The organism is Ornithinimicrobium murale, from assembly GCF_003352835.1.
Taxonomy (GTDB): Bacteria; Actinomycetota; Actinomycetes; order Actinomycetales; family Dermatophilaceae; genus Ornithinicoccus; species Ornithinicoccus muralis.
Map to the genome: position 1 here is coordinate 120,849 of NZ_QLVD01000010.1, position 24,461 is coordinate 145,309.

Consider the following 24,461-nt stretch of genomic DNA (forward strand, 5'->3'; position numbering starts at 1 on the left):
AGAAGAGGTTACGTTTCGGTAACGAGTGGTTTCGTTCGGTTCTCGACGCCTCGCGGTGGCCATAGCATTCGGCGCAACCTCGGCCGACTCCTGCGGCCGGATGCCGTCTGGAGCAACGATGCTCGCTGTGCACAACCTTGAAGTGGTCTACGAGGACGTGATGCTCGCCGTCCGGGGTGCCAGCCTGTCCGTCGGGCGGGACCGGGTCGTGGCTCTCCTCGGCGCCAACGGAGCCGGCAAGACGAGTCTGCTGCGCGCGATGACCGGGCTCCTTGACGTGCACCGAGGCAAGATCACCCGGGGCGAGGTCACGATCGAGGGCCGCAGACTCAACACCGGCAACGCCTCCTCGGTGGTGCGCGCTGGCGTTGGTCAGGTGATGGAGGGGCGTCGAGTCTTCGTCGAGTTCACCGTGGAGGAGAACCTGCGAGTCGGGGGCCACACTGCCGGCGGCGCAGGCCTCGAGGAGAAGTTCGACCGCATCTACGGGATGTTCCCGGTGCTGGCCGACCGCCGCCGCACGACCGCGGGGTATCTCTCCGGTGGTGAGCAGCAGATGCTGGCCATCGGCCGGGCCATGATGTCCGACCCCGACTATCTGCTGCTGGACGAGCCCAGCCTGGGGCTGGCACCCAAGATGGTGGAGCGGATCCGGGACCTCATCGTGGAGATCAACCAGGCGGGCACGGGGATCCTGCTGATTGAGCAGAACGCCGCCATGGCTCTGTCTATCGCCCACCACGGCTATGTCATGGAGAACGGCATCACGGTGATGGACGCCTCCGCGGACACGCTCCGGGCGGACGAGGATATCCAGGAGTTCTACCTGGGGGTCGGCGCGGAGGGCACGTCCCTGCGCGATGTGAAGCACTACAAACGTCGCAAGAGGTGGCTGTCATGACCACTCCCCTGCTCACGGCCGAGGGCATCGCCCTGCGGTTCGGTGGCAACGTCGCGCTCGACGACGTCAGCTTCGACGTGCGTCCCGGCGAGCTGTTCGCCATCATCGGCCCCAACGGGGCGGGCAAGACTTCGACCTTCAACTGCATCTCCGGCGTCTACCGCCCACAGTCCGGCGACATCACCTTCCGCGGAGCGTCGTTGCTGGGCCAACGGCCCGACCGGATCGCGGCGCAAGGCATCGCCCGGACCTTCCAGAACATCGAGCTGTTCGACAACCTGTCGGTGCTGGAGAACCTCCTCCTGGGGCGCCACCACCTGATGAGGGCCCCCTGGTGGCAGGCCATGGCGTGGCAGCCCGGCACCCGTCGTGAGGAACGTGCTGCCCGGCTGGAGATCGAGCACCTCATCGAGTTCCTCGACCTCACCTCCGTCCGCCGCCACCCTGTCGGGATCCTGCCCTACGGCATCAAGAAGCGCATCGAGCTGGGCCGCGCGCTGGCGATGCAGCCCGAGCTCCTGCTGCTCGACGAGCCGGTGGCGGGCATGAATGCGGAGGAGACCGAGGACATGGCCCGGTTCATCCTCGACATCCGCACCGAGCTCGGGCTGGCCATGGTCATGGTCGAGCACGACATGCGGCTGGTCATGGACCTTGCCGACCGGGTGATGGTGATCGACTTCGGTCGGCGGATCGCCCTCGGCACCCCGCAAGAAGTGCAGCGCGACCCCGCCGTCATCGCCGCCTATCTGGGTGGGGCCACCGACGAGGTCCTTGAGTCGGCTCACCAGGAGCAGCGATGACCGAGGTCCAGCACCTGAGTCGTCAGCTGCGGGCGGCAGCGGCAGAGGTCCCGGACGTGGTCGCGCTCCGGGAGAAGCGGTATGGCCTGTGGCGCGACATCACCTGGGCGGACTACCTGCACAACACCGAGGCGATCGCCTTCGGCCTGGCCGCGCTGGGCGTCGGCCGGGGCGATCGGGTCGCGATCCAGTCCGAGAACCGACCCGAGTGGCTGTATGCCGACCTGGCCAGCGCCATGCTCCGCGCCGTGAGCGTCGGGTTCTACCCCACCAACCCGGTGGCCGAGGTCCGCTACCTGCTCACCGACTCCGGTGCCCGGGTCCTGTTCTCCGAGGACCAGGAGCAGGTGGACAAGGCCCTGGAGATCATCGACGAGATCGACAGCCTGGAGTGGGTGGTCTACCTCGACGGCCGCGGCATGGCCGACTACTCCCACGAGCGCCTGGTGTCGATCGACGAGCTGATCAGCAAGGGGGCCGAGCTGCGCGACCGGGACCCGGACGTGCTGGCCAGGGCCGATGTGGGCCGGGAGCCTGAGGACCTGGTCACGGTCATCTACACCTCGGGCACCACCGGCCCGCCGAAGGGCGCCATGCTCAGCGCCCGCAATGTCGACTTCGGCGCCGCCACCTTCGGCCGGGCACCGGGCATGTTCGGCCACCAGGGACTCCGCCAGAACGACGTGCTGGTCTCCTACCTCCCGCTCTCTCATGTGGTCGAACGGGCCATCAGCACCTGGTGCGGGGTGCGCAACCGTGGCCTCGTCCACTTCGCCGAGTCGATCGACACGGTCGTCAGTGATCTCGCGGAGGTGCAGCCCACCGTCCTGTTCGCCGTGCCCCGCATCTGGGAGAAGATCCAGGCGACGGTGACCATCAAGATGGCCAACGCGTCCTGGGTCAAACGCCGCCTGTTCGCCGCGGGACATGCGATGGGCACCAGGGCCGCCCGGCAGCAGTTGGCGGATGGCACGCCGAGCGTGCTCTCCCGCGTCCTGTTCTTCCTGTCCTGGGTGCTGGTCCACCGCAAGGTCCGTCGGCACCTGGGGCTGGCCCGGGTCCGGCACGCACTCTCCGGTGCGGCACCGATCGCCCCCGAGGTGCTGGAGTTCTTCCTCAGCATGGGGGTCCTGATCCACGAGGCCTACGGCATGACGGAGAACACGGCCGTCGCGACCTGCAGCTATCCCGGCAGGGTGCGCTTCGGCACCGTCGGCGAGGTCCAGCCGGACATTGAGCTCGTGCTGGCCGAGGACACCCACGAGGTGCTCACCCGGCACCCGGGGACCTTCCAGGGCTACTGGGGCAAGCCTGCGGCGACCGCCGAGGTGATCGACAGCGAGGGGTGGCTGCACACCGGCGACGTCGGGGAGTGGGTCGAGGAGAGCTATCTGAAGATCGTGGACCGGATCAAGGACATCATCATCACGGCCGGGGGCAAGAACATCTCGCCCAGCGAGCTGGAGAACGCGATGAAGGCCTCCCCCTACATCCGGGAGGCGGTCGTCATCGGCGACCGACGGCCCTACCTCACCGCCCTGGTCGGCATCGAGTACGACACCGTGGCCGACTGGGCCTCCCGGCAGCGCATCGAGTACACCACCTACAAGGACCTGGCGACCAGGCCGGAAACCGTCGACCTGATCTCCGGCGTGATCCACGAGGTCAACGGCAAGGTCGCCAGGGTCGAGGCCGTGCGCAAGTTCCGGATGCTGCACAAGGAGCTGGACCACGAGGACGGTGAGCTCACCGCGACGCAGAAACTGAAGCGCACCGCCTTCGCAGCGACCGTCCCCCACCTGGTGGACGACATGTATGCCGGCACCGCCGAGCACGCCGGCGCCGACCTGGGGCGGAGCGGCTGATGGCCACCGTCGCGAGCACCCTGCTGGCCGGGCTGGGAGACGGCGCCGTCTACGCCCTCATCGCCGTCAGCTTCGTCATCATCTTCCGTGCCACCGGCGTGCTGAACTTCGCCCAACCCGGGCTCCTCATCCTGGGCACCTACGTCACCTCGGTGCTGGCGGTGGACCGGGGCGTCCCCTTCTGGGTCGCCGCGGTCATCGCGGTGCTGGTGGTCGCAGCCATCTCGATGGGCATCGAGCGGGTCGCCATCCGCCCGATGATCGGCCGGCCGGTCTTCTCCACGGCCCTGGTCACCGTCGGCATCTTCATCGTGCTGCTGATCCTGGCCTTCCGGTTGTTCGCCGCCCGGGCACGGACGATCGCCGACCCCTGGCAGCTCGAGCAGTGGTGTCTGGTCCAGGGCGAGACGCTCTGCGCGGTCAGCCTGTACCAGCACCATGCGGGCAAGATCGCCGTCGTTGCCGTGGTGCTCGGCCTCCTGGGCGTGTGGCTCAGTCGCTCCCGCGTCGGGCTGGCGATGCGCGCTACCTCCCTGGACCAGGAGGCCGCGCTCGCCCAGGGCATCAACGTCGGGCGGATGTTCTCCCTGTCCTGGGCGCTCGGCGGCGGCCTGGCAGCCCTCGGTGGCATCCTGCTGGCGGCCAACGGCTCAGTCGTGCAGGCCAATGACGCGCTCTTTGCTCTCGTCGCCCTGCCTGCACTGATCCTCGGCGGCATCGACTCCCTCCGCGGGGCGGTCGTCGGCGGCCTGGTGATCGGCCTCGTCTCCGCCCTGTCCAGCACCTACCAACCGATCCACGCGCCGTGGCTCGGCCCCAACTTCGAGAATGTCGCGCCCTACCTGGTGATGATCCTGGTGCTCCTCATCCGCCCCTACGGCCTGTTCGGCACCAAGGAGGTGCAACGCCTATGACGACGGTCGCCCCCGACAGCAACCGCGCCACACAGGATGGTGCTCAGCACGGCGCGGAACGCTCCTCGACGTCCCGGCTGACGGGTCAGTCCAGGGCCCTGCGCTCTGGACCCGGGCGTGGGAAGGCTCTCCGGTCGGCCACCCGTGGACGGCCGCGCCTGTTCACCAGCTATGACCAGGACTCGGCGCTGCTCAATACCTCGGCCAAGCGTTGGTGGACCCTGGCGGCCATCAGCATTTTCCTCGTCCTGCCGTTCTGGCTGACGCGCGATCTGAGCCATCTCCTCTCGGTCGCGATGGTCATGGCGATCGCCGGCGTCGGACTGAACCTGCTCACCGGCTACGCCGGTCAGATCTCGCTGGGTCACCCCTTCTTCATGGCGCTGGGGGCCTACACCGGGGCGGTCGTCGCCGGGGTGCCTGGCTCGATCGTCATCGGCTGGGAGTTTGACCTCTCGATCGCCTTGGTTCTGGCCGCCGTGATCCCGGGTCTGGTCGGGCTCGTGGTCGCCCCACTCGCCACCCGGGTCCGTGGTCTCTACCTCGCGGTCCTCACGCTGGGTCTGCTGATGCTCGGCGAGCAGCTGTTCAAGCAGTGGGCCAGCGTCACCGGTGGCTCCGGTGTCGGTCGCGCCGGGGCGGTCCCCGTCCTGTTCGGCAACGACCTCGAGCGCACGTATGCCGTGGGGCCACTTCTCATTGCGCCCCACGTCTCGCTCTATCTGCTCTGTCTCACCCTGCTCGTGGTCCTGGCCGTCGCGGCCCGCAACCTGGCGCGCAGCCGCACGGGGCGCGCCTTCGCCGCGGTGCGTGACCGGGACATCGCCGCCGAGGTCATGGGCGTCAACCTGTTGCGCACCAAGACCCTGGCGTTCGTGTTGTCCAGCGCCTATGCGGGCGTGGCCGGCTGCCTGTTCGCCATCCTCATCGGCCGGGTGGCCCCGGAGCAATGGAACATCCTGATGGCCATCAACCTCCTGGCCATCGTGGTGATCGGTGGGGTGGCCACCATCTCCGGCACGCTGATCGGTGCCGCCTTCGTCGTGCTGCTTCCCCGGATCCTGGAGTGGCTCGCCCCGTGGTTGCCGTTCGTCTCCACCGGCAGCGGTGGCCTGATCACCGTCTTCCAGCTCGAGTCGATCCTGTTCGGCGCGCTGATCGTGCTCTTCCTCATCCTTGAGCCACGGGGGCTCTTCGGCCTGTGGCACCGGGTCCGCACCTACTTCGCCACCTGGCCCTTCAGCTATTAACCCAGCCAACCCACCGCACAAAGGAGTGCAGACATGTCACAGCGCACCACCCCACGAAGGTTGCTCGCCGCAGCAGCAGCCACCGGCCTGATCCTCAGCGCCTGCACCGCAGTCGATGAGGACCCGGACACCGACGATGAGGCGATCGCCGCGGAGGAGCCAGATGCCCCCGCGGACGATGAGCCCTCAGACGAGGACACCACAGACTCCTCCGACAGCACCGACGACGCCGAGGACACCGAGGACCCGGCCGCCGGAGGTGACATCACCACTGGCGACGGTGTCACCGAGGAGGCCTGCCCGGAGGCCGTGAACCCCGACAACGGCTGCATCTACCTCGGCGTCCTGTCCGACCTCACCGAGGGGCCGTTCGCCGCCCTCGCCGTGCCGATCACCGACGCCCAGCGCGCCTACTGGGCACAGGTCAACGAGGCCGGTGGCATCGCCGGCTTCGACGTCGACATCGACACCTACACCCGAGACACCAAGTACCAGCCGGCAGAGCACGCCGCGGCCTACCAACAGATCGAGCCCAACATCCTGGCGATCGCGCAGAGCCTGGGCACGGTGAACACCGAGTCGGTGTTGAGCGACATGGACGCCAACGACATTGTCGCCGTGCCTGCCTCCTGGTGGTCCGGCTACGCCTTCTCGGAGAACGACCACGGCCTGATCATGGAGACCGGCTACTCCTACTGCGTCGAGGCGATGGTGGGTCTGGACTGGTACGGCGAGAGCCACGGCGAGATCACCTCGATCGCTGCCGTCGGCTACCCCGGCGACTACGGTGGCGACTCCGCCGCTGGCGCCCAGCTCTGGGCCGAACAGAACGGCGTGGACGACGTCACCGTCATCCCGACCGGCCCCAACCAGGTGACTGGCGGGCAGGACGCCGTCGTGTCGGCCGTCATGGCTGCGCAGCCGGACGTCGTGCTGCTGGCCGTCGGACCGGCGGAGAACGCCGAGATCGTCGGCAAGCTGGCCGGTGGCGGCTTCACCGGCCGGTTCCTGGGCTCGCTGCCCACCTGGAACCCGGCCCTGCTGGAGAGCGCCGCCGCACCGGCGCTCGTCGGTCTCTACAACCACCTCGCCCCCACCGAGCAGTGGGACGGCACCAGCGCCGGCACCGAGGCGATGAAGGCCTCCCTGGACGGCGAGCTGCCGGCCAACGGTGGTTACATCATCGGCTGGGTCATGAACTACCCGATGCACGCACTGCTGGAGAAGGCTGCCGACAGCGGCGACCTGACGCGCGCCGGGGTGCGGGCCGCCATGGACGGACTCGAAGTCGACTTCGACGGCATGGCCGAGGCGATCACCTACGGAGGCGAGGGCGCTGAGGTGGCGGTCAGCGGCCTGATCGTCGGCACCCCGAACGCCGAGGCACCACTTGGCATCGAGACGACCAACGAGTTCTTCTCGGGTCCCAGCTTCGAGGCGATCGGCTACGACCAGGCCTGCTCGGCCAGCAGCTGAGGCGCCCTGAGCCCCAGTTCGTGCCGGGAGCCCGTCACGGTCGTGACCGTGGCGGGCCTCCCGGTCTCAGCCCGGAGCGTCCACGGCGCCGCCGTAGCGCCGGTCGCGTGAAGCATAGGTCTCGATGGCCCGCCACAGGTCGCGCCGGTCATAGTCGGGCCAGAGAACGTCCTGGAAGACCATCTCGGCATAGGCGCTCTGCCACAGCAGGAAGTTGGACGTCCGCTGCTCCCCCGAGCTGCGGACGAACAGGTCCACATCCGGCACCTCCGGATGGTAGAGGTAACGACCAATCGTGCGCTCGTCGATCCCCCGCGCAGAGAGCCGCCCGTCACGCACGTCCGCCCCGATCTGTCGCACGGCATCAGCCACCTCGGCCCGGCCCCCATAGTTGACGCAGAAGTTCAGCGTGATCACCTCGTTGCCACGTGTCTGCCGCTCGGCCTGCTCGAGCTCGGAGATCACCGACTTCCACAGGCGCGGGGTGCGCCCCGACCAGAGCATCCGCACCCCCCAGCTGTCGAGCTGGTCCCGCCGCCGGTGGATCACATCCCGGTTGAAGCCCATCAGGAAGCGGACCTCCTCGGGGCTGCGGCGCCAGTTCTCGGTCGAGAAGGCATAGGCCGAGAGGCACTGCACCCCGATGTCGATCGCGCCCGCGACCACGTCAAGCAGTGAGGCCTCCCCGGCCTCATGGCCCTGCGTGCGCTTGAGCCCACGCTGGTTGGCCCACCGGCCGTTGCCGTCCATGACGATCGCGACGTGCCGTGGCACCAGTTCCCGCGGGATCTCCGGTGGGCGGGCACCGCTGGGGTGCGGGAACGGGCGGACCGGCGCCGTCACTGGACGCGCTCCACGAGCCGCAGGGAGCGGACTCCACGCTCCAGGTGCCAGTGGACATGTGCTGCCGCCAGCTTGCTGGCCTCCCTGCGGTGCTTGGCCTCGCTGGCATCAGCCAGCACCCAGTCACCGCTGAGCAGGGCAGCCATCAGCTCCAGGGTCTGCGGTGCCGGCGCCGCACAACCCGGCGGTCGGCAGACAGGGCACACTGACCCCCCGGAGGCCACATCGAAGGCCCGGTGCGGTCCCTCTGCACCGCACCGGGCGCAGTCGTGGAAGCTGGCGGCCCAGCCGGCGATCGCCATCGAGCGCAGCAGGTAGGAGTCGAGCACCAGCCCGGCCTCGTGACTGCTCGCAGCGAGTGAGCTCAGGGCACCGGCGAGCAGCACGAACTGCTGGACCGCGGGCTCACCCTCATCGGTCAGTCGGTCACAGGTCTCGAGCATCGCGCTGGCCGCGGTCCAGGCCTCATAGTCACGAGCGATCGCGTCACCGTAGGACGCCAGCGACTCGGCCTGGGTGACCGTGTCCAGGTTGCGGCCCTCGTAGCACTGCAGGTCCACGACCATGCCCGGCTCGAGTCGCGCCCCGAACTTGGACCTGGTGCGGCGCACCCCCTTGGCCACGGCGCGGATCTTGCCCCGCCCGCGGCTGAGGAGGGTGACGATGCGGTCGGCCTCCCCGAGGTTGTGGGTGCGCAGCACGATGGCGGCATCCCGATAGAGCGGCATGACCCCAGTCTCCCACTCTGCCGCCAAGACCCCCTCACATCTGCGTGCCGGTGCCCGTCGTGTCGCAGCCGGATGAGCCACGCCCCTTGCGTCAGTGCGACACCTGTTCTAGTGTCGAACACATGTCCGTTGCACTGCAGGGATCGCTCCTCGACCAGGTCAACGACGTGGGACTGCGGTCCCTCGCCGGGGCCGTTCAACGCACGACGCTCAGCGCGGGTGCCTGGGTGGACATCCGGCCCGGCTGGGTCACCGGCTCCGACGAGTTGTTCACCCGGCTCGCCCTCGGCGGGTCGGCCGGCGTGCAGTGGCGCGGTGAGCGCCGCGTGATGTGGGACTCCGAGGTCGACACTCCGCGCCTGCTGCGCTTCTATGACGAACACGAGGAACTGCCCGACCCCGTGCTCACCCGGGCCCGTGATGACCTGAGCACGCACTATGGCCCCGAGTTGGGTGAGCCGTTCCGCACCGCCGGCATGTGTCTCTATCGCGACGGGCGGGACAGTGTCGCCTGGCACGGCGACCGGTTCGGTCGGGGCAACAGCCAGGACACCATGGTTGCCATCGTCTCCATCGGCGCTCCCAGGGCCCTGCTGCTCCGACCCAACGGAGGCGGCGCCGGCCGCACCATCCGCCGGGTGATCGGTCACGGTGACCTGCTAGTGATGGGCGGCTCGTGTCAACGCACCTGGGAGCACGCCGTGCCCAAGACGGCCAAGCCAGTGGGGCCCCGCATCAGCATCCAGTTCCGCCCGCGCGGGGTCCGCTAGCCGGACCTCCCGCTCGCGACCCCAGCGAGCTCCTGGCACGCCGCGAGGTCGCACGATCGGTGATCACCCGCGTCTCCCCGAGGACGCACGATCGGGGATCACCCGCGTCTCCCCGAGGACGCACGATCGGGGATCACCCGCGTCTCCCCGAGGACGCATGATCGGTGATCACCCGTGCGCCAGCAGCTCGCGCACCTCACGGGCCGACTCGGCCACCAGCGCACGCGCGGCCAGGTCCTGCAGACCGGCCAGGGCAACCCCGCGCAGGGCGTCCTTGACGGCCGGGACGGAGGCAGCCGTGGCGCTGAGCTCGGTGACCCCGAGGCCGACCAGCAGCCGGGCCAGCCCGGGATCGCTGGCCGCGTCACCGCACAGGCACACCTCAACGCCCTCTGCGACTCCGGTCGCGATGCCTTGGATCAGTTGCAGCACAGCGGGGTCCGCTACATCTGCCAGAGCGCCGAGGGCGGGGTTCCCACGCTCGGCCGCGAGGGTGTACTGCACCAGGTCGTTGCTCCCGATGCTGACGAAGTCCAGCAGCGTCGACAGCGCCTCCGGCCGCAGTGCCGCAGCCGGGACCTCCATCATGATGCCAACCTCGAGGGCGTCCGGACGTCCGTCCGGCAGGCGACCACCAGCTTCGTCCAACCGGGCCAGGGCCCACTCGACCTCCTCGACAGTGCTGACCATCGGGAACATCACGCGGACCCGACGCTCCCGTGCCACCCGACAGATCGCCTCGAGCTGGTCCACCAGCAGGGTCGAGTCGTCCCGGAAGGCCCGCACACCGCGCTGGCCCAGGAACGGGTTGGCCTCGACGGCCATGGGGTGGAAGGGCAACGGCTTGTCCCCGCCGACGTCCCACGTGCGGATGGTGATCATGGCCCCGGACAGCTCTTCGGAGATCCGCTCGAAAGTCTGGACCTGCTCGGCGACGCTCGGGGCGGTGCTGTGCGCGGCGAACAGAGCCTCGGTGCGCACCAGGCCGGAGCCGTCAGCCCCTGAGGTGGCGGCGAGCGAGGCCTCCCCGAGGTGGGCGATATTGGCCTTGACCAGCACCTCGTGCCCGTCCAGCGTCACAGCGGGCTCATGAGCGGCGCGGAGCATGCGACGACGGGCGCTGACCCGATCCGCGAGCAACGCCTCGAACTCTCCACGGGTCTCCAGGTCCGGGTCGATCTCCAGGCGACCCGACCGCGCGTCGAACGCGACGAGCGTCCCCTCCGGCAGGCCCTCCGCCGCACGCGCACCCGTCAGCACCGGGAGTCCCCGCGCCCGAGCCAGCAACACTCCGTGCCCCGTGGCACCACCACCGATCGTGATCACACCCAGGGTCTGCCGGGGATCGAGCAGCACGGCGGTGGCCGGGTCCAGCTCGGACACCACCAGCACACCCGCCCCGTCCCGGGAGCCCGGAGCGGCTCCCGTGAGCGCTCGGAGCAACCGCTCCCCCACGCTGGTGACGTCCGCACCCCGCTCACGCTGATAGGGGTCTGCCAGTGTGTCGAACTCGTCCCGCAGCTCGGCCACGCGAGCTGACAACGCCTCGGGCGCGCTCTGCCCGGAGCGTATGCCGTCCCGCACCGGAGCCTCCAGGCTCGGGTCCTCGAGCATGGCCAGGTGTGCCTCGAAGACCGCTGCCTCCGCTGTGCCGACCTGCTGGGTCGTGCGCGCCACCAGGTCGGTGAGCTCCTGTCGGGTCCTCCCCAGTGCGAGGTCGAGGGCCGCGAGCTCCTCGGCCTGGCCATCCTGGTGGTAGTCGTCCAGGCTCACGGGCTGCTCCGGTCGCACGACCGGGCCGACCGCAGCCTCCAGGGCGTAGGTGGGACCCGTCGTGGCATCGTGCCGCGCCGGAGCCGGATCGGCAGCAGGCTCCGGCGCCTCCAGGTCACCGAAGCCCGACCGGGCCAGGTCCTCGAGGGCGTCGAGGAGGTCCGCGGCCCCCTCGCCAGCCGCCACCACCTCGATGCGGTGTCCCCGCCGGGCATCGAGGGTGGCGATGCCGGTGAGGCTGCGACCGTCAACGGGCCCCTTGCCGGTGTCGAGGTTGTGCACCCGCACCTGGAGCCCCGGGTGTCTGGCCACCTCGCGGACGAAACGCGCCGCGGGCCGGGCGTGCAGGCCGTGCGGCGCCGTGACCGGCAGTTCCCTGCTGACCCCGGTCTGCCCGCCCCTGCCCGAGGCGCGCAGGTGCTCCGCGTCGTCAGGCTCCGGCGGCGCTGATACGGGCTCAGGGTGTCCCTGTCCGGCCCCCAGGTGCTGGGCCTTGGCCACCAGACCCTGCTCTGCCTCCCTCGCGGCGGTCACCAGGTCCGCACCTGCCCCAGCGGCCACGGCGGCCGCCACGAGCCCCTCGACCAGCGGGGCCCCGGACACCCGGACTCGCTCGGCCAGCTCGGGGTCGACGAACTCCAGCGCCATCTCCGCTGAGAGCACCGCGCTGCCCAGATCGAGCAGCACCAGCACGCCGTCGCCGCTGTCTGCCTCGGTGATCGCCTCGGAGACGGCAGCAGCGTCGGTGCCGAAGGTCTGTGCGTCCAGGCCCGCCGCGACCAGGATGGCAGGACGGTGCTCGGGGTCGGTCATCTCGCCGGCCAGTGCCATCGCCGCCTCGGCCAGAGCACGGCTGTGGCTGACCACCACGATCCCGATCACGAGTCAGGCCAGGCTGCGAGCAGCGGACTCGATCAGCAGGGTCGAGCTGGTCGCGCCCGGGTCGATATGGCCGCGGCTGCGCTCCCCGAGATAGCTGGCCCGTCCCTTGCGGGCGATCAGGTCCTTGGTGGCGTCGCGACCCCGCGCTGCCGCGTCCGCCGCAGCCCGCAGCGCCCCCGCCAGGTCACTCCCGGCACCGACAGCCTCGTCGAAGGCGTCCAGGGCCGGCGACCACGCGTCATACATGGTCTTGTCGCCGGTCTCTGCCTTGCCCCGCGCCAGGATGCCCTCCACGCCCGCCCGCAGGCCAGCGCCCACCTCGGCCGCCCCGGCCTCCGCGACGTCGGCGAAGGCGCCGGCCATGCGCAGGAAGAAGGTGCCATAGAGCGGCCCGCTGGCGCCACCGACGTTGCTGACCAGGCTCATGCCGACCTTCTTGAGGTAGGCGTCGATGGCCGAGAACTCCTCGGCGCCGGCCAACTCCGCGGCCTTGACCATCCCGCGGTTCATGTTGCTGCCGTGGTCAGCGTCGCCGATCGCGCGGTCCAGGTCGGTCAGGTAGTCCGCCTGCTCACTGACCACGCTGGCATAGTCTGCGATCCACTCGGTGAAGGACTGCAGGTTCGCCACGTTCAGACCCCCCAGCGCAGGCCGGGGGTGTTCACGGGCGCGTCCCACAGCCCGACGAGGTCGTCGTCGGCGCGGAGCAGCGTGACCGAGCAGCCGGCCATCTCCAGGCTGGTGATGTAGTTGCCGACCAGGTTGCGCGCCACGGTGACACCGGACTTCTCCAGGATCTGGGCGACCTCGTGATACATCAGGTAGAGCTCGAGCAGCGGGGTGCCGCCCATCCCGTTCATCATCACGATCGCCCCCGTGTCGCCGGTGAAGTCCAGGTCGGCCAGGACCGGCTCGAGGAGCATCTCGGCGACCTCCTTGGCCGGCGCCATCGGCATCCGCTTCCGGCCGGGCTCACCGTGGATGCCGATGCCGACCTCCATCTCGTCCTCGGCCAGGTCGAAGGTTGGCTTGCCGGCGGCCGGCACCGTGCACGAGGTCAGCGCCATGCCCATGGAGCGACCGCTCTCAGCGACCTGGGTGGCCAGCGCCGCGCAGTCGGCCAGGGAGCGGCCCTCCTCGGCCGCCGCGCCCACGATCTTCTCCAGCAGGACGGTGGTGCCGACCCCGCGACGACCCGCGGTGTAGAGGGAGTCCTGGACCGCCACGTCGTCATCGACCACGACGGACTGGACCTCGGTCCCGGCCTCGGCCGCCGCAAGCTCGGCAGCCATCTCGAAGTTCATCACGTCGCCGGTGTAGTTCTTCACGATGTGCAGCACCCCGGCACCGCCGTCGACCTGCTTGGTCGCGGCCATCATCTGGTCCGGCACGGGCGAGGTGAAGACCTCTCCGGCGCAGGCGGCGTCCAGCATGCCGAGCCCGACCAGGCCACCGTGCATCGGCTCGTGACCTGAGCCACCACCGGACACCAGACCGACCTTGCCCGCACGGATCGGGTCCCTGCGGTAGACGACCCTGTTCTCAAGGTCCACCCGGAGCCTGTCGGGGTGGGCCGCAGCCATGCCCCGCAGTGCCTCGACGACAACGTCCGCGGGGTCGTTGATCAGTTTCTTCATGCCCCCAGCCAACCACCGAACGGGCCTGCCCACCAGAGGGGCGAGGGGACGCGGGCCGTCGAGGCGACTGGCGCCGGTCTAGTCTCCCTGGGCCAGCAGCGGCAGCAGGGTGTACTCGACGTTGTTGCCGTCGACCTCGGTGACCTCGAGCTCATAGCGGTCGTAGTCACCCTGGGGCCCGCTCATCTGCACCTCACAGGTCAGGCTCGCGCCGACCTCCGCAGCCAGTCCCTCCGGGCAGTCGACCGAGGTCACCGACAGGCCGTGAGCCTCGGCCTCCTCCGTGATCGTCGCCTCCAGGTCCTCGGTGGAGATCTCCTTGGAGCACCCACCGAGCAGCAGGGCGAGAGCCACTCCCGCCCCGAGCACCGCACCACGACGCACCATCATGTCCTGCCTCTCCCGACGTCCAACGAGCCGTGCCCGGCCAACCCCACCACGCGGCATACCCGATCGACAAACTCAGAAACCGAGCCGCTGCAGCTGCTTGGGGTCCCGCTGCCAGTCCTTGGCGACCTTGACGTGCAGGTCCAGGAAGACCTTGTGGCCGATGATCTGCTCGATGCCGACCCTGGCCCGGGCGCCGACCTCCCGCAGCCTGGACCCGCCGCGCCCGATGATGATCGCCTTCTGGCTGGGGCGCTCCACGAAGATGTGGACGCGCACGTCGGTCAACGGGCGGCCCTCAGGACGGTCTACGCGCGGGACGACCTCGTCCACCACGACGGCCAGCGAGTGGGGCAGCTCGTCACGCACGCCCTCCAGGGCTGCCTCACGCACCAGCTCAGCGATCATCACGATCGTCGGCTCGTCGGTCAGCACGTCGTCCGGGTAGAGCTTCGGTGAGGCCGGGAGATAGGACGCCAGCACGTCGGCCACGTCCTCGACCTGATCGCCGCGGGCTGCTGAGCAGGGCACGATCGCGTCCCAGGTCCCGAGCTGGTCGATGGCGATGAGGTGCTCGGCCAGGCGTTGCTTGTCGACCGCGTCGGACTTGGTCGCCAGCGCGACCACGGGCACCCGACGGGCCCGCTGCAGCTCGGCGAGGTCGCGCGCGATGAAGGTGTCACCAGGCCCGGGCCGCTGGTCGGCGGGCAGGCAGAAGGCGATGACGTCGACATCCAGCAACGTCTCCCGGACCAGGTCGTTGAGGCGCTGCCCGAGCAGGGTGCGAGGCCGGTGCAGCCCCGGGGTGTCCACCAGAATCAGCTGGTAGGCATCGGTCGTGCGAATGCCCCGGATCGCGTGGCGCGTGGTCTGCGGTTTGCTGGAGGTGATCGCCACCTTCTGCCCCACCAGGGCGTTGGTCAGGGTCGACTTGCCCGCGTTGGGGCGGCCGATGACGCAGGCAAAGCCGGCGTGGTATGCCGAGGGCTCGGTGGGCTGTCGAACCGCGCCCTCATCCTCGGTGGGGTGATTCTGGGGCTGGCTCACTGGGCGTCCTCCGACTGCCGATCGGAGCCACCGGGCGTGGCGGACTCCTCGTCCTCATGGTGCTCTGACTCGACCCGCTCGACCAGGAGGGTCGCCACGCGCCGCCGCCGCCCGGCCATGCGCTCGGCCGTGAGGCGCAGCCCGGCCACCTGCGCCGAGGACCCCACGATGGGCACCATCCCGATCTGGGCGGCCAGCAGTCCCCCGACGGAGTCGACGTCCTCGGTCTCGATCTCGACGTCGAACATCTCGTTGAGGTCGTCCACAGGCATCGTCGCCGGCACCCGGACGGTGCCGTCCTCGAGGGTCTCCACCTCCACGACGTCACGGTCGTACTCGTCGGTGATCTCCCCGACAATCTCCTCGAGGATGTCCTCGATGGTGATCAGTCCGGCGGTCCCGCCGTACTCGTCGATCACGATGGCGATGTGCAGCCGGTCGCGCTGCATCTCCCGCAGCAGCCCGTCGACCGACTTGGACTCGGGGATCCGTTGGACCGGGCGCATCAGCTCGGTGACCGCGTCCCTGCTGTTCTCGGCGTTGGCGTTGACAGCGCGGGCGACATCCTTGAAGTAGAGGATGCCCAGCACGTCGTCGGTGCCTTCGCCGATGACCGGGATGCGGCTGAAGCCCGAACGCAGGAAGAGTGACATGGCCTGCCGGAGGGCGCGGTCCTGCCGGATCGAGACCATGTCCGGCCGGGGCACCATCACCTCGCGCGCCACCGTGTCGCCGAGCTCGAAGATGGAGTGGATCATCTCGCGCTCACCGGCCTCGATCACCGAGCTCTCCCCGGCCAGGTCGAGCAGGTCGCGCAGCTCGGCCTCACTGGCGAACGGTCCCTCGGCGAACCCGCGGCCGGGAGTGACCGCGTTGCCGAAGAGCACGAGCACCTTGGCCAGTGGCCCCAGCAGCACGCGCAGCACCCGGATGACCGGCGCGGACATCAACGCCACCTTCTCGACGTGCTGGCGCCCCAGCGTCCTGGGTGAGACCCCCACGACGACGAAGGAGATGACAGTCATGATGCCCACCGCGATCAGCGCGGTGCGCCAGTGGCTGTCGGTCTGGGTGTCGACAGCGACCGTGACCGCGACGGCGGTGACGGCCTCGGCCAGCACCCGGGTGAAGGCGGCCACGGCCAGGTAGGGGGCCGGTTCGGCGACGATCCTGGAGAGGGCGTCGGCACCGCGCTGGTCCTCCTCCTGTAGGTGCTCGGCCCGGTGGCGGGAGACCCGCAGCAGCGCGGTCTCACTCGCGGAGAGGAGGAAGGCGACGAGGGTCGCCAGAACGGCGACAACGATCAGCGTGATCAACGGTGCGCTCCGGGGTTCACTGCTCGGCGCGGGCGCCGGGTGCCGCCGTGGTGGTGCGGCCCCGCTGAGCCAGGTAGGTCAGCAGCAGCGTGCGCTGCAGCTCGAACATCTCGCGCTCCTCGTCGGGCTCGGCGTGATCGAAGCCGAGCAGGTGCAGGATCCCGTGCGTGGTCAGCAGCAGGATCTCGTCCGCGACGCTGTGTCCAGCCTCCTTGGCCTGCCTGCGCGCCACCACAGGGCACAGCACGACATCGCCCAGCACCCCATCGGTCGTCTCGGTGTCCGAGCCGGGACGCAGCTCGTCCATCGGGAAGCTCATCACGTCGGTCGGTCCGGGCAGGTCCATCCACTGCACGTGCAGGGCCTCCATGGCTGACTCGTCGACCAGGGTGATCGCCAGCTCGGTGCGCGGGTGGACCCGCATCTGGTCGAGCACATAGCGACCCAGGTCGTGCAGCTCCTGTTCCGTGACGGGCGGGGGCACCTCGCCGGACTCGTTGAGGACCTCGATGCTCACCGGCCACTCTCCCCGGCCCGCGGGTCGGTCTGCTCCGAGCCGACCTCACCGCTGTCCTGTCCTGGCCGCCCGGCGCGTCCAGTGTCCGTCGACCGGCCCCGTCGCACGGGTCGGCCCGACCCACCGGACCGCTGTCGCTCGTGGCCCTGCTGGTCGGCATCGTGCCTGCCGTAGGCCTCGACGATCGAGCTGACCAGCCGGTGCCGGACGACGTCAGCGCTGGTCAGTGTCGCAAAGTGGATGTCCTCGACATCAGCCAGGATGTCGCGCACCACCCGGAGGCCCGAGCTGGTGCCAGTGGGCAGGTCGACCTGCGTCACGTCGCCGGTTACGACCATCTTGGAGCCGAAGCCGAGCCGGGTGAGGAACATCTTCATCTGCTCCGCCGAGGTGTTCTGGGCCTCGTCGAGGATGATGAACGCATCGTTCAGGGTACGGCCCCGCATGTAGGCCAGGGGCGCCACCTCGATGGTGCCAGAGGCCATCAGCCGCGGGATCGAGTCCGGATCCACCATGTCGTGCAGCGCGTCATACAGCGGCCGCAGGTAGGGGTCGATCTTGTCGTTGAGGGTCCCCGGGAGGAATCCCAGGCGCTCGCCCGCCTCGACCGCGGGACGGGTCAGGATGATGCGGTTGACCTGTTTGGCCTGGAGAGCGGCCACGGCCTTGGCCATCGCCAGATAGGTCTTGCCGGTGCCGGCCGGGCCGATGCCGAAGACGACCGTGTGCTGGTCGATCGCGTCGACGTAATGCTTCTGGTGCAGCGTCTTGGGACGGATGGTGCGGCCGCGGTTGCTGATGATGTTCATCGTCAGCACGTCGGCGGGCCGTTCGGCCGAAGCGCTCCGCAGCATCCCGATCGAGCGCTCGACCGCGTCGCGGTTCAGCGGCTGCCCGGCGGTGGCGATCACCACCAGTTCGTCGATCAGTCGCTCGATGATCGCCACGTCTTCGGAAGGTCCGGCGAGCCGGAACTCGTTGCCCCGCACCAGCACATCCACGTGCGGGAACGAGCGCTCCATCGTCTTGAGCAACTCGTCGCGCGGCCCCAGCAGGGCCGCCATCGAGGTCTCGGGGGGGATGACCACCGTGTGCGTGGGTGCGTGGCTCCCCTCGCCTGGCGTGGTCTCGGTCGGTTCGGTGGCCGGGGTGGCGGCGTTGGCCGTCCCCGGATGGTGAGGCTCTGTCATCAGGGCCCCGAGTCTAGCCCTGACCGGGCCCTACCGGCCCGAGCTTTTGCGCCCCCAGCACGTGGACGTGCACGTGGAAGACCTCCTGGCCGGCGTCAGCACCCACATTGCTCACCACCCGATAGCCGCTCTCCTCGATGCCCTCGAGCCGAGCGACCTCCCGGGTCGCGGTGAACAGCTCGGCCACACTGGCGGGATCGTCAGCGGCCATCTGACCCAGGGTGTCCTCGTGAGACTTGGGGATGACCAGCACGTGCACCGCGGCCCGCGGAGTGATGTCCCGGAAGGCCAGCACGGTGTCGGTCTCATAGACCGTGTCGTTGGGGATCTCCCCCGCGACGATCTTGCAGAACAGGCAGTCGTTCGAAGTCGGCATGCACCCAACGGTAGCCGGGCCGCGGGCACGTCAGCAGTGGGCCGGGCTGTGTGTCACGCCGGGCGGGACCGGGCCGAGGTGGCGAGCGCCGCCAGCCCGGCCGCCACCGAGGCCACCGCCACCGCGAGGAAGGCGGTGTGCACCGACCCGGCATGCAGCGCCGTGAACACCGCGCCGACCACCGCGAGCACGACGGCGGAGGCGAGGGCCTCACTCACCTGCAGTGAGGACGAGTTGCGGCCGAGGACGGCCGGGGCGGACAGTCGCATCGTCAGCAGGGACGTGGTGGGGTAGGCGATCCCGACACCTGCCTGTGTCAGGCCCCAGACCACGAGCACGGTCCAGCCCGGCCAGTCCAGCGCGATGGCGGCCACCAGGAGGCTCAGCCCGAGCAGGGTGATCGAGGTGCCGATGACCATGACCCGCACCCGGTCCACCGTGTCGTTCAACCGACCCTGCAACCAGGACCCACCCGCCCAGGTGACGGCCCCGACAGCGAGCGCCGCACCGGCCTCGGCCGGGCTGTAGCCGTGCAGATCCTGCAACATCAGTGGCAGGTAGGCCTCCGCGGCCATGAATGACGCACCGATCGCGCCGCGTGCGGAGATCACCGAGGGCAGGCCGCGGCCCAGGGTGAACGTGCCCGGCGGCATGAGCCGCCAGGCGGCCACACCGAGGGCGATGGCGAACGGCAGACCGACCAGCACGTCTCGGCCTGAGATCTGCTCGCCCCCGAGGTTCAGCACGCCGACGCTGGCTGCTGCGAGCACCGCCCACAGAATCGTGCTCACCCCCAGGTAGGGAGCATCCTCGCTCGGCGCGGTGTCTCTGAGGGCTGGCAGCAGCACGGCCAGGCTGACCAGCACGAGGGGGACGACACTCAGGAAGACCCACCGCCAGCCCGCGTGCTCGACCATCAGCCCGGTCAGGACGGGGCCGACCAGGCCGGGCAGCACCCAGGCCGCGGCGAGGAGGGAGAACATCCGCGGTCGCAGTTCATCCGGGATCCCCTGGGCGATGACCACGTAGATCGCGACGGTCGCCATGCCGGTGCCCAGTCCCTGCAGCCCCCGCGCCAGCACGAACAGCTCCATGCTGGGGCTGAGGCCCGCGGCGAGGAGTCCGCAGGCGAACGTTGTCGACCCGACGAGCAGGACCGCACGCGGACCGGATCGGTCCGACCACCAGCCTCCCAGGATCATCCCGATGACGCTGGCGGCGATGGTGGCGCCGAAGGCCAGGGCATAGAGCCCCAGACCATCCAGGGCGCGCGCCACCGTGGGCATCGCGGTCCCGACGGCGATGTACTCGATAGCGAACAGCGAGATCAGCGTCGTGGTCCCGATCGCGACCGGTCGGTTGTCGGGGGTGAGGAGCGAGCGGCGGGGTGAGGGGACTGAGTCGTTCGTCAGGCCCATCGCGACCGGCCGCTGAGCAGGGCGATCGCTGCGGCTCCGGCCGTCGAGGTGCGCAGGACGGTGTCGCCGAGCCGCACCGAGCGGGCACCGGCTGCCACCAGCGCGGCGGTCTCCTCCGAGCTGATGCCGCCCTCCGGACCGACCACCAGCAGCACCACGCCACTGGCGGGCAGCTCCACCCCGACCAGCGGGTCGGTGGCCTCCTCGTGCAGCACCAGCGCCAGGTCGGCCTGACGGACGCGCTCCACGAGGGCGCTGCGATCGACGAGTGGTGCAACGGTGGGCACCCGGGCGCGCCGGGCCTGTTTGGTGGCGGCGCGCACCGTGCGCTCCCACTTGGCGTGTGCCTTGCCGGCCCGCTCACCACGCCAGACGACGACGCTGCGGGAGGCGGCCCACGGCACGACCTCATCGACTCCCAGTTCGGTGCCGATCTCGATGGCGAGCAGGTCGCGGTCTCCCTTGGCGAGTGCCTGGACCAGGGTGAAGCGCGGCTCCGGAGCGGGTTGGTCACGAATGTCACCCGCGACCAGCTCGAGCTCCCCACGGCCGACCGCTGACACCCGTCCCCGGACCAGCCGTCCGCTGCCGTCCGCTACCAGGATCTCCTCGCCGGTCGTCAGGCGGGTCACCGTCGCCGCATGTCTGCCCTCGGGACCGTCGAGACGGACCGTGTCGCCGACAGCGACGGCGCCCAACACCCCGTCAGCAACGAAGAACAGGGGCGCGCTCACCGCGCCGAGAAGGCTTCCTTGAGCTTGCCGAGGAAGCCGTTGTTGGCCGGGGCCAGGCGGCCCTCGGGGCGGGACTCCCCACGCTTCTCGGCCAGCTGGGCCAGGAGATCCCGCTGGGTGTCATCGAGCTTGGTCGGCACGCGCACGTCCAGGTGGACGATCAGGTCGCCGCGTCCCGAACCACGCAGGTGAGTGACGCCCTGCTCGGGGAGGGTGACGGTGTCCTGGGGCTGGCTGCCGGCCTGGAGGTCCACCTCGGTGGGACCGTCGAAGGTCTCCACCGAGAGCGTGGCACCCAGGGCGGCCGCGGTCATCGGCACCTGCACCGAGCAGTGCAGGTCGTCACCGCGGCGCCGGAAGGTCTCGTGCGGGCGCACCGCGATCTCGACGTAGAGGTCGCCGGGAGCACCGCCGCCGGGGCCGACCTCGCCCTCGGCGGCCAGCTGGATCCGGGTGCCGGAGTCCACACCACCGGGCACCTTGATCTTCAGGTCGCGCCGGGCGCGGATGCGGCCCTCGCCCGCGCAGTCGACACACGGCTGCTCGATGATCTCCCCGAAGCCACGGCAGTCCGGGCACGGGCGGGTGGTCATCACCTGACCGAGGAAGGAACGCTGCACCGACTGGACCTCACCGCGGCCGGCGCAGCTGGCACAGGTGCGGGTGCCGGTGCCGGGTTGGCTCCCCGAGCCGGTGCAGGTGGCACAACGGGTGGCCGTGTCGATGACGACGGTCTCCTGCCCACCGAAGACGGCAGTGCGCAGGTCGATGTCCAGTCGCACCAGGGCGTCCTGGCCGCGCTGGGTGCGCGAGCGGGGACCCCGCGACCCGCCGGCGGCGCCGCCGAAGAAGGCGTCCATGATGTCGGTGAAGGAGAAGCCCTGGCCAAAGTTCTGGCTCGCCCCGGCATACGGATCCTGGCCCCGGTCGTAGGCCGCACGTTTGGTGGAGTCAGACAGCACGTCGTAGGCCTGGCTCACCTTCTTGAACTCGGTCTCGGCCTCCGGCCCCGGGTTCACATCAGGGTGCAGTCGGCGTGCTCGCTTGTGATAGGCCCGCTTGATGTCCTGTGCGCTGGCGTCACGGGACACGCCGAGATCGGCGTAGTAGTCGTTCACTCAAAACCTCTCTAGCTGTCCAGGATCTCGGACACATAGTGCGCGACCGCCCGCACCGACGTCATCGTGGTCGGGTAGTCCATCCGGGTGGGACCGACGACGCCCAGTCCACCGGCGCTGCCGTAGTTGGTCGTGATCACCGACGTCGACTGGAAACCTTCGTAAGGGTTCTCGGCGCCGATGCTCACCGCGACGGCGTCGTCGTCGATCAGCGTGCTCATGCTGGACATCAACTTCAGCAGGACCACATGTTCTTCCAGCGCCTCAAGCACAGGCCCGATGGAGCGGGGGAAGTCAGTGACCACGCGGGCCAGGTTGGCGGTGCCAGCCAAGACCACGCGTTCTTCAGTCTGCGCCAGCAGGGCCTCTCCCAGCGAATCGACCACGGCCTCGGCCACCGGTCGGTCGGTCTGCGCCATGGTCTCCAGCGCGGCGCTCAAGCGGGCCGGGACCTCGGGGAGTGGTTGACCGGCTGCCTCGGCGTTGAGCAGGGCCCGGAGGTCCTGGATGGTCTGCTCGCCGGCCAGCCCGATCATGTCGCGGCCGACGTCGACCACACGCTGCTCGACCCGTCCGGTGTTGACGATGAGGACCACCATCAGGCGCGAGCCGCCCACGGCGACCAGCTCGATGTGGCGGACGGTCGAGCGCGACAGCGACGGGTACTGCATGACCGCGACCTGGTTGGTCAGGGAGGCCAGCAGTCGCACCGAGCGGCCTACGACGTCGTCAAGGTCGACGGCACCGGCCAGGAACTCCTCGATGGCCCTGCGCTCGGCCTTGGTCATCGGCTTGATGGCGGCCAGGCGGTCCACGAAGAGCCGATAGCCGGCATCCGTCGGGATGCGACCCGCACTGGTGTGCGGGGCGGCGATCAGGCCCTCCTCCTCCAGCAGCGCCATGTCGTTGCGTACGGTCGCGGCGGAGACCCCGAGCTGATGACGTTCGAGCAGCGCCTTAGAGCCGACCGGCTCGGAGGTGCGCACATAGTCCTGCACGATGGCACGGAGCACCTGCAGTCGTCGGTCGTCACTGGTCATGCCGCTCACCTCCTTCACACGTCTGGCACTCTGACCTGCCGAGTGCCAGTCTACGCCGAAGTGCGTCGCGGTCCGCCTGTGCGTGTGAGATTGGCGACACGCCGACCCCGCAGTTGGTCCACGGGGTGGCGCAGCCAGTACAAATGATGTGGTTGCCCTGCCTGGTATGAGCCTGCAGGAATCCCGGCTTGTCCAGAGCCGTCACAGATGAGGTGTGGGCCCTTCGCGAAGTATGAGTTTGCGAAGGGCCCACGGTGTGTCCGGCGTGATGCTCCGAACGACCGAGCAAGGAGTCGATTGGCTCGCGCCACCCCATCACAGGTGGTGGTCACCGGGACGAAACCCGGATCGCGAATCCGCGACGTTGCCTTGTGGTCAGCGCCTCGTCTCCGAGGTGCGTAGGACAGTTCTAGCCTGCTTCGGCCACCCACGCAAGGGGTTCGGGAGGAAATCTTGGGAAAATCTCGCGGGCCACGGCGTGTCGCCCTGGGAAACGATCCGAACTGTGCCTAGCAGCGGTCGCTCAACGTCCGCGCGGGCACCGGCACTCCGGCGGGTCGACCCCTTCAGACGCTGCTCCTTCCCTACGCTGGCCCGGTGAACAATCGCTATGGCGCAGACGTCCTCTCCGGCGACTGGCGCGCCCCGCGCGGGGGCCGCGCAGCCCCCAGGGAGGCCGAGACCGGTCTGGTCGTCGAGGACGTCCAGACCGGCTATGTCGGCGCGGTCGTCCGCGTGGAGAAGGCCGGCGGAATGCACGTCGTGCACCTGGAGGACCGACGCGGCCGGCTCAAGGGATTCCCGCTGGGCCCCGGCTTCCTGGTGGACGGGCGCCCGGTGGTCCTGACGGCACCCACCGCAGACTCGCGCCAGGCGCTCGCCGCCGCCAGGGCTGCCACGTCCCGCACCGCCAGCGGCTCCCGCTCGGTGGACCGCGCACCCGCCCGGGTGGCCGCCGGCTCCCGTCTCTTCGTCGAGGGCCGACACGACGCCGAGCTGGTGGAGAAGATCTGGGGTGACGACCTGCGCGTCGAGGGCGTGGTCGTCGAGCTCCTGGAGGGAGTGGACGACCTCTCCGCCGTCATCCGCGACTTCGCTCCGTCTCGCGAGCGCCGCATGGGAGTGCTCGTGGACCACCTGGTGCCCGGCACCAAGGAGGAGCGCATCGTCCGGGCCGCCGAGCGGCTGCCACAGTCGCGTTGGGTGCGCATCCTCGGGCACCCCTATGTCGATGTCTGGCAGTCCGTCCGCCCCGCCCGGCTGGGCCTGCAGGTCTGGCCGGTCATCGAGCGCGGGCGCCCGTGGAAGCAGTCCGTCCTCGCGGAGCTGGGCTGGGCACATGACACCCAGGCCGATGTTGCGCGAGGATGGAAACAGATTCTCGGTTCCGTGCGTTCCTATAGTGATCTGGAACCCTCTCTGCTCGCCAGCGTCGAGGAACTGATCGACTTCGTCACCGTCCCCCAGGAGGACTGA

At 69.7% G+C, this 24,461-nt stretch carries 23 protein-coding genes; 8 read left to right on the forward strand and 15 right to left on the reverse strand.

Annotation, left to right across the window (positions count from 1 at the left end; all coding sequences use genetic code 11):
* Nucleotides 1-118: 118 nt before the first annotated feature.
* Genes DPQ65_RS03845 through DPQ65_RS03870 form a run of 6 tightly spaced genes read left to right on the forward strand, consistent with a single transcriptional unit; the run spans nt 119 to nt 7,209 of the window.
* Complete coding sequence (locus DPQ65_RS03845) at nt 119-901, forward strand: ABC transporter ATP-binding protein (RefSeq protein ID WP_114906053.1); 783 nt, start codon at nt 119-121, stop codon at nt 899-901.
* On the forward strand, nt 898-1,704 hold the full coding sequence (locus DPQ65_RS03850; protein ID WP_114906054.1) for an ABC transporter ATP-binding protein: 807 nt from the start codon (nt 898-900) through the stop codon (nt 1,702-1,704). The genes DPQ65_RS03845 and DPQ65_RS03850 overlap by 4 nt, the downstream gene beginning before the upstream one ends.
* Entirely contained in the window at nt 1,701-3,569 is a 1,869-nt protein-coding gene (locus tag DPQ65_RS03855; RefSeq protein ID WP_114906055.1) for an AMP-dependent synthetase/ligase, read from the forward strand. Before DPQ65_RS03850 ends, DPQ65_RS03855 begins: the two co-directional genes overlap by 4 nt.
* Entirely contained in the window at nt 3,569-4,483 is a 915-nt protein-coding gene (locus DPQ65_RS03860; RefSeq protein ID WP_114906056.1) for a branched-chain amino acid ABC transporter permease, read from the forward strand. Before DPQ65_RS03855 ends, DPQ65_RS03860 begins: the two co-directional genes overlap by 1 nt.
* Entirely contained in the window at nt 4,480-5,733 is a 1,254-nt protein-coding gene (locus DPQ65_RS03865; RefSeq protein WP_114906057.1) for a branched-chain amino acid ABC transporter permease, read from the forward strand. The genes DPQ65_RS03860 and DPQ65_RS03865 overlap by 4 nt, the downstream gene beginning before the upstream one ends.
* 33 nt (nt 5,734-5,766) lie before the next feature.
* Nucleotides 5,767-7,209 carry an ABC transporter substrate-binding protein gene (locus DPQ65_RS03870; protein WP_114906058.1) on the forward strand — a complete coding sequence of 481 codons (1,443 nt, stop codon included), beginning with the start codon at nt 5,767-5,769 and terminating at the stop codon, nt 7,207-7,209.
* Between the two features lie 66 nt (nt 7,210-7,275).
* Here DPQ65_RS03870 and DPQ65_RS03875 read toward each other — a convergent pair whose 3' ends face one another.
* Nucleotides 7,276-8,052: an isoprenyl transferase gene (locus tag DPQ65_RS03875; RefSeq protein WP_114906059.1), complete on the reverse strand. Its 777-nt coding sequence runs from the start codon at nt 8,050-8,052 to the stop codon at nt 7,276-7,278.
* Complete coding sequence (gene recO, locus DPQ65_RS03880; protein ID WP_114906193.1) at nt 8,049-8,780, reverse strand: DNA repair protein RecO; 732 nt, start codon at nt 8,778-8,780, stop codon at nt 8,049-8,051. Before recO ends, DPQ65_RS03875 begins: the two co-directional genes overlap by 4 nt.
* Nucleotides 8,781-8,902: 122 nt before the next feature.
* Here recO and DPQ65_RS03885 point away from each other — a divergent pair, with 122 nt between their 5' ends.
* Complete coding sequence (locus DPQ65_RS03885; protein ID WP_114906060.1) at nt 8,903-9,550, forward strand: alpha-ketoglutarate-dependent dioxygenase AlkB; 648 nt, start codon at nt 8,903-8,905, stop codon at nt 9,548-9,550.
* A 168-nt stretch (nt 9,551-9,718) separates the two neighbouring features.
* Here DPQ65_RS03885 and ptsP read toward each other — a convergent pair whose 3' ends face one another.
* The 13 genes from ptsP to hrcA all read right to left on the reverse strand — a co-directional run bounded on the left by ptsP (nt 9,719) and on the right by hrcA (nt 22,985).
* Nucleotides 9,719-12,205, reverse strand: coding sequence for a phosphoenolpyruvate--protein phosphotransferase (ptsP, locus tag DPQ65_RS03890; RefSeq protein WP_114906061.1), 2,487 nt, complete (start codon nt 12,203-12,205; stop codon nt 9,719-9,721).
* Between the two features lie 3 nt (nt 12,206-12,208).
* The gene (gene dhaL / locus DPQ65_RS03895) at nt 12,209-12,835 is read right to left on the reverse strand and encodes a dihydroxyacetone kinase subunit DhaL (RefSeq protein ID WP_114906194.1); all 627 of its coding nucleotides are present in this window, start codon (nt 12,833-12,835) and stop codon (nt 12,209-12,211) included.
* Between the two features lie 2 nt (nt 12,836-12,837).
* A complete protein-coding gene (gene dhaK / locus DPQ65_RS03900; protein ID WP_114906062.1) occupies nt 12,838-13,842 on the reverse strand; it encodes a dihydroxyacetone kinase subunit DhaK in 1,005 nt (334 codons plus the stop codon).
* Between the two features lie 78 nt (nt 13,843-13,920).
* The gene (locus DPQ65_RS03905; protein WP_162802001.1) at nt 13,921-14,232 is read right to left on the reverse strand and encodes a DUF4333 domain-containing protein; all 312 of its coding nucleotides are present in this window, start codon (nt 14,230-14,232) and stop codon (nt 13,921-13,923) included.
* A 72-nt stretch (nt 14,233-14,304) separates the two neighbouring features.
* Nucleotides 14,305-15,276: a GTPase Era gene (era, locus tag DPQ65_RS03910; protein WP_114906064.1), complete on the reverse strand. Its 972-nt coding sequence runs from the start codon at nt 15,274-15,276 to the stop codon at nt 14,305-14,307.
* Complete coding sequence (locus tag DPQ65_RS03915) at nt 15,273-16,592, reverse strand: hemolysin family protein (protein ID WP_114906065.1); 1,320 nt, start codon at nt 16,590-16,592, stop codon at nt 15,273-15,275. Before DPQ65_RS03915 ends, era begins: the two co-directional genes overlap by 4 nt.
* 16 nt (nt 16,593-16,608) lie before the next feature.
* Nucleotides 16,609-17,109, reverse strand: coding sequence for an rRNA maturation RNase YbeY (ybeY, locus tag DPQ65_RS03920; protein WP_114906066.1), 501 nt, complete (start codon nt 17,107-17,109; stop codon nt 16,609-16,611).
* Entirely contained in the window at nt 17,106-18,299 is a 1,194-nt protein-coding gene (locus tag DPQ65_RS03925) for a PhoH family protein (RefSeq protein ID WP_114906067.1), read from the reverse strand. The genes ybeY and DPQ65_RS03925 overlap by 4 nt, the downstream gene beginning before the upstream one ends.
* A 13-nt stretch (nt 18,300-18,312) precedes the next feature.
* Nucleotides 18,313-18,675, reverse strand: a complete 363-nt coding sequence (locus tag DPQ65_RS03930) for a histidine triad nucleotide-binding protein (protein ID WP_114906068.1) — start codon at nt 18,673-18,675, stop codon at nt 18,313-18,315.
* 53 nt (nt 18,676-18,728) lie between these two features.
* Entirely contained in the window at nt 18,729-20,093 is a 1,365-nt protein-coding gene (locus DPQ65_RS03935) for an MFS transporter (protein ID WP_114906069.1), read from the reverse strand.
* Nucleotides 20,084-20,827, reverse strand: a complete 744-nt coding sequence (locus DPQ65_RS03940; protein WP_114906070.1) for a 16S rRNA (uracil(1498)-N(3))-methyltransferase — start codon at nt 20,825-20,827, stop codon at nt 20,084-20,086. Before DPQ65_RS03940 ends, DPQ65_RS03935 begins: the two co-directional genes overlap by 10 nt.
* Nucleotides 20,824-21,945, reverse strand: coding sequence for a molecular chaperone DnaJ (dnaJ, locus tag DPQ65_RS03945; protein WP_114906071.1), 1,122 nt, complete (start codon nt 21,943-21,945; stop codon nt 20,824-20,826). The genes DPQ65_RS03940 and dnaJ overlap by 4 nt, the downstream gene beginning before the upstream one ends.
* Before the next feature lie 11 nt (nt 21,946-21,956).
* On the reverse strand, nt 21,957-22,985 hold the full coding sequence (gene hrcA / locus DPQ65_RS03950; RefSeq protein WP_114906072.1) for a heat-inducible transcriptional repressor HrcA: 1,029 nt from the start codon (nt 22,983-22,985) through the stop codon (nt 21,957-21,959).
* A 597-nt stretch (nt 22,986-23,582) separates the two neighbouring features.
* On the opposite strand from hrcA, the gene DPQ65_RS03955 reads away from it, so the two are divergent.
* Entirely contained in the window at nt 23,583-24,461 is an 879-nt protein-coding gene (locus tag DPQ65_RS03955; protein ID WP_114906073.1) for a DUF3097 family protein, read from the forward strand.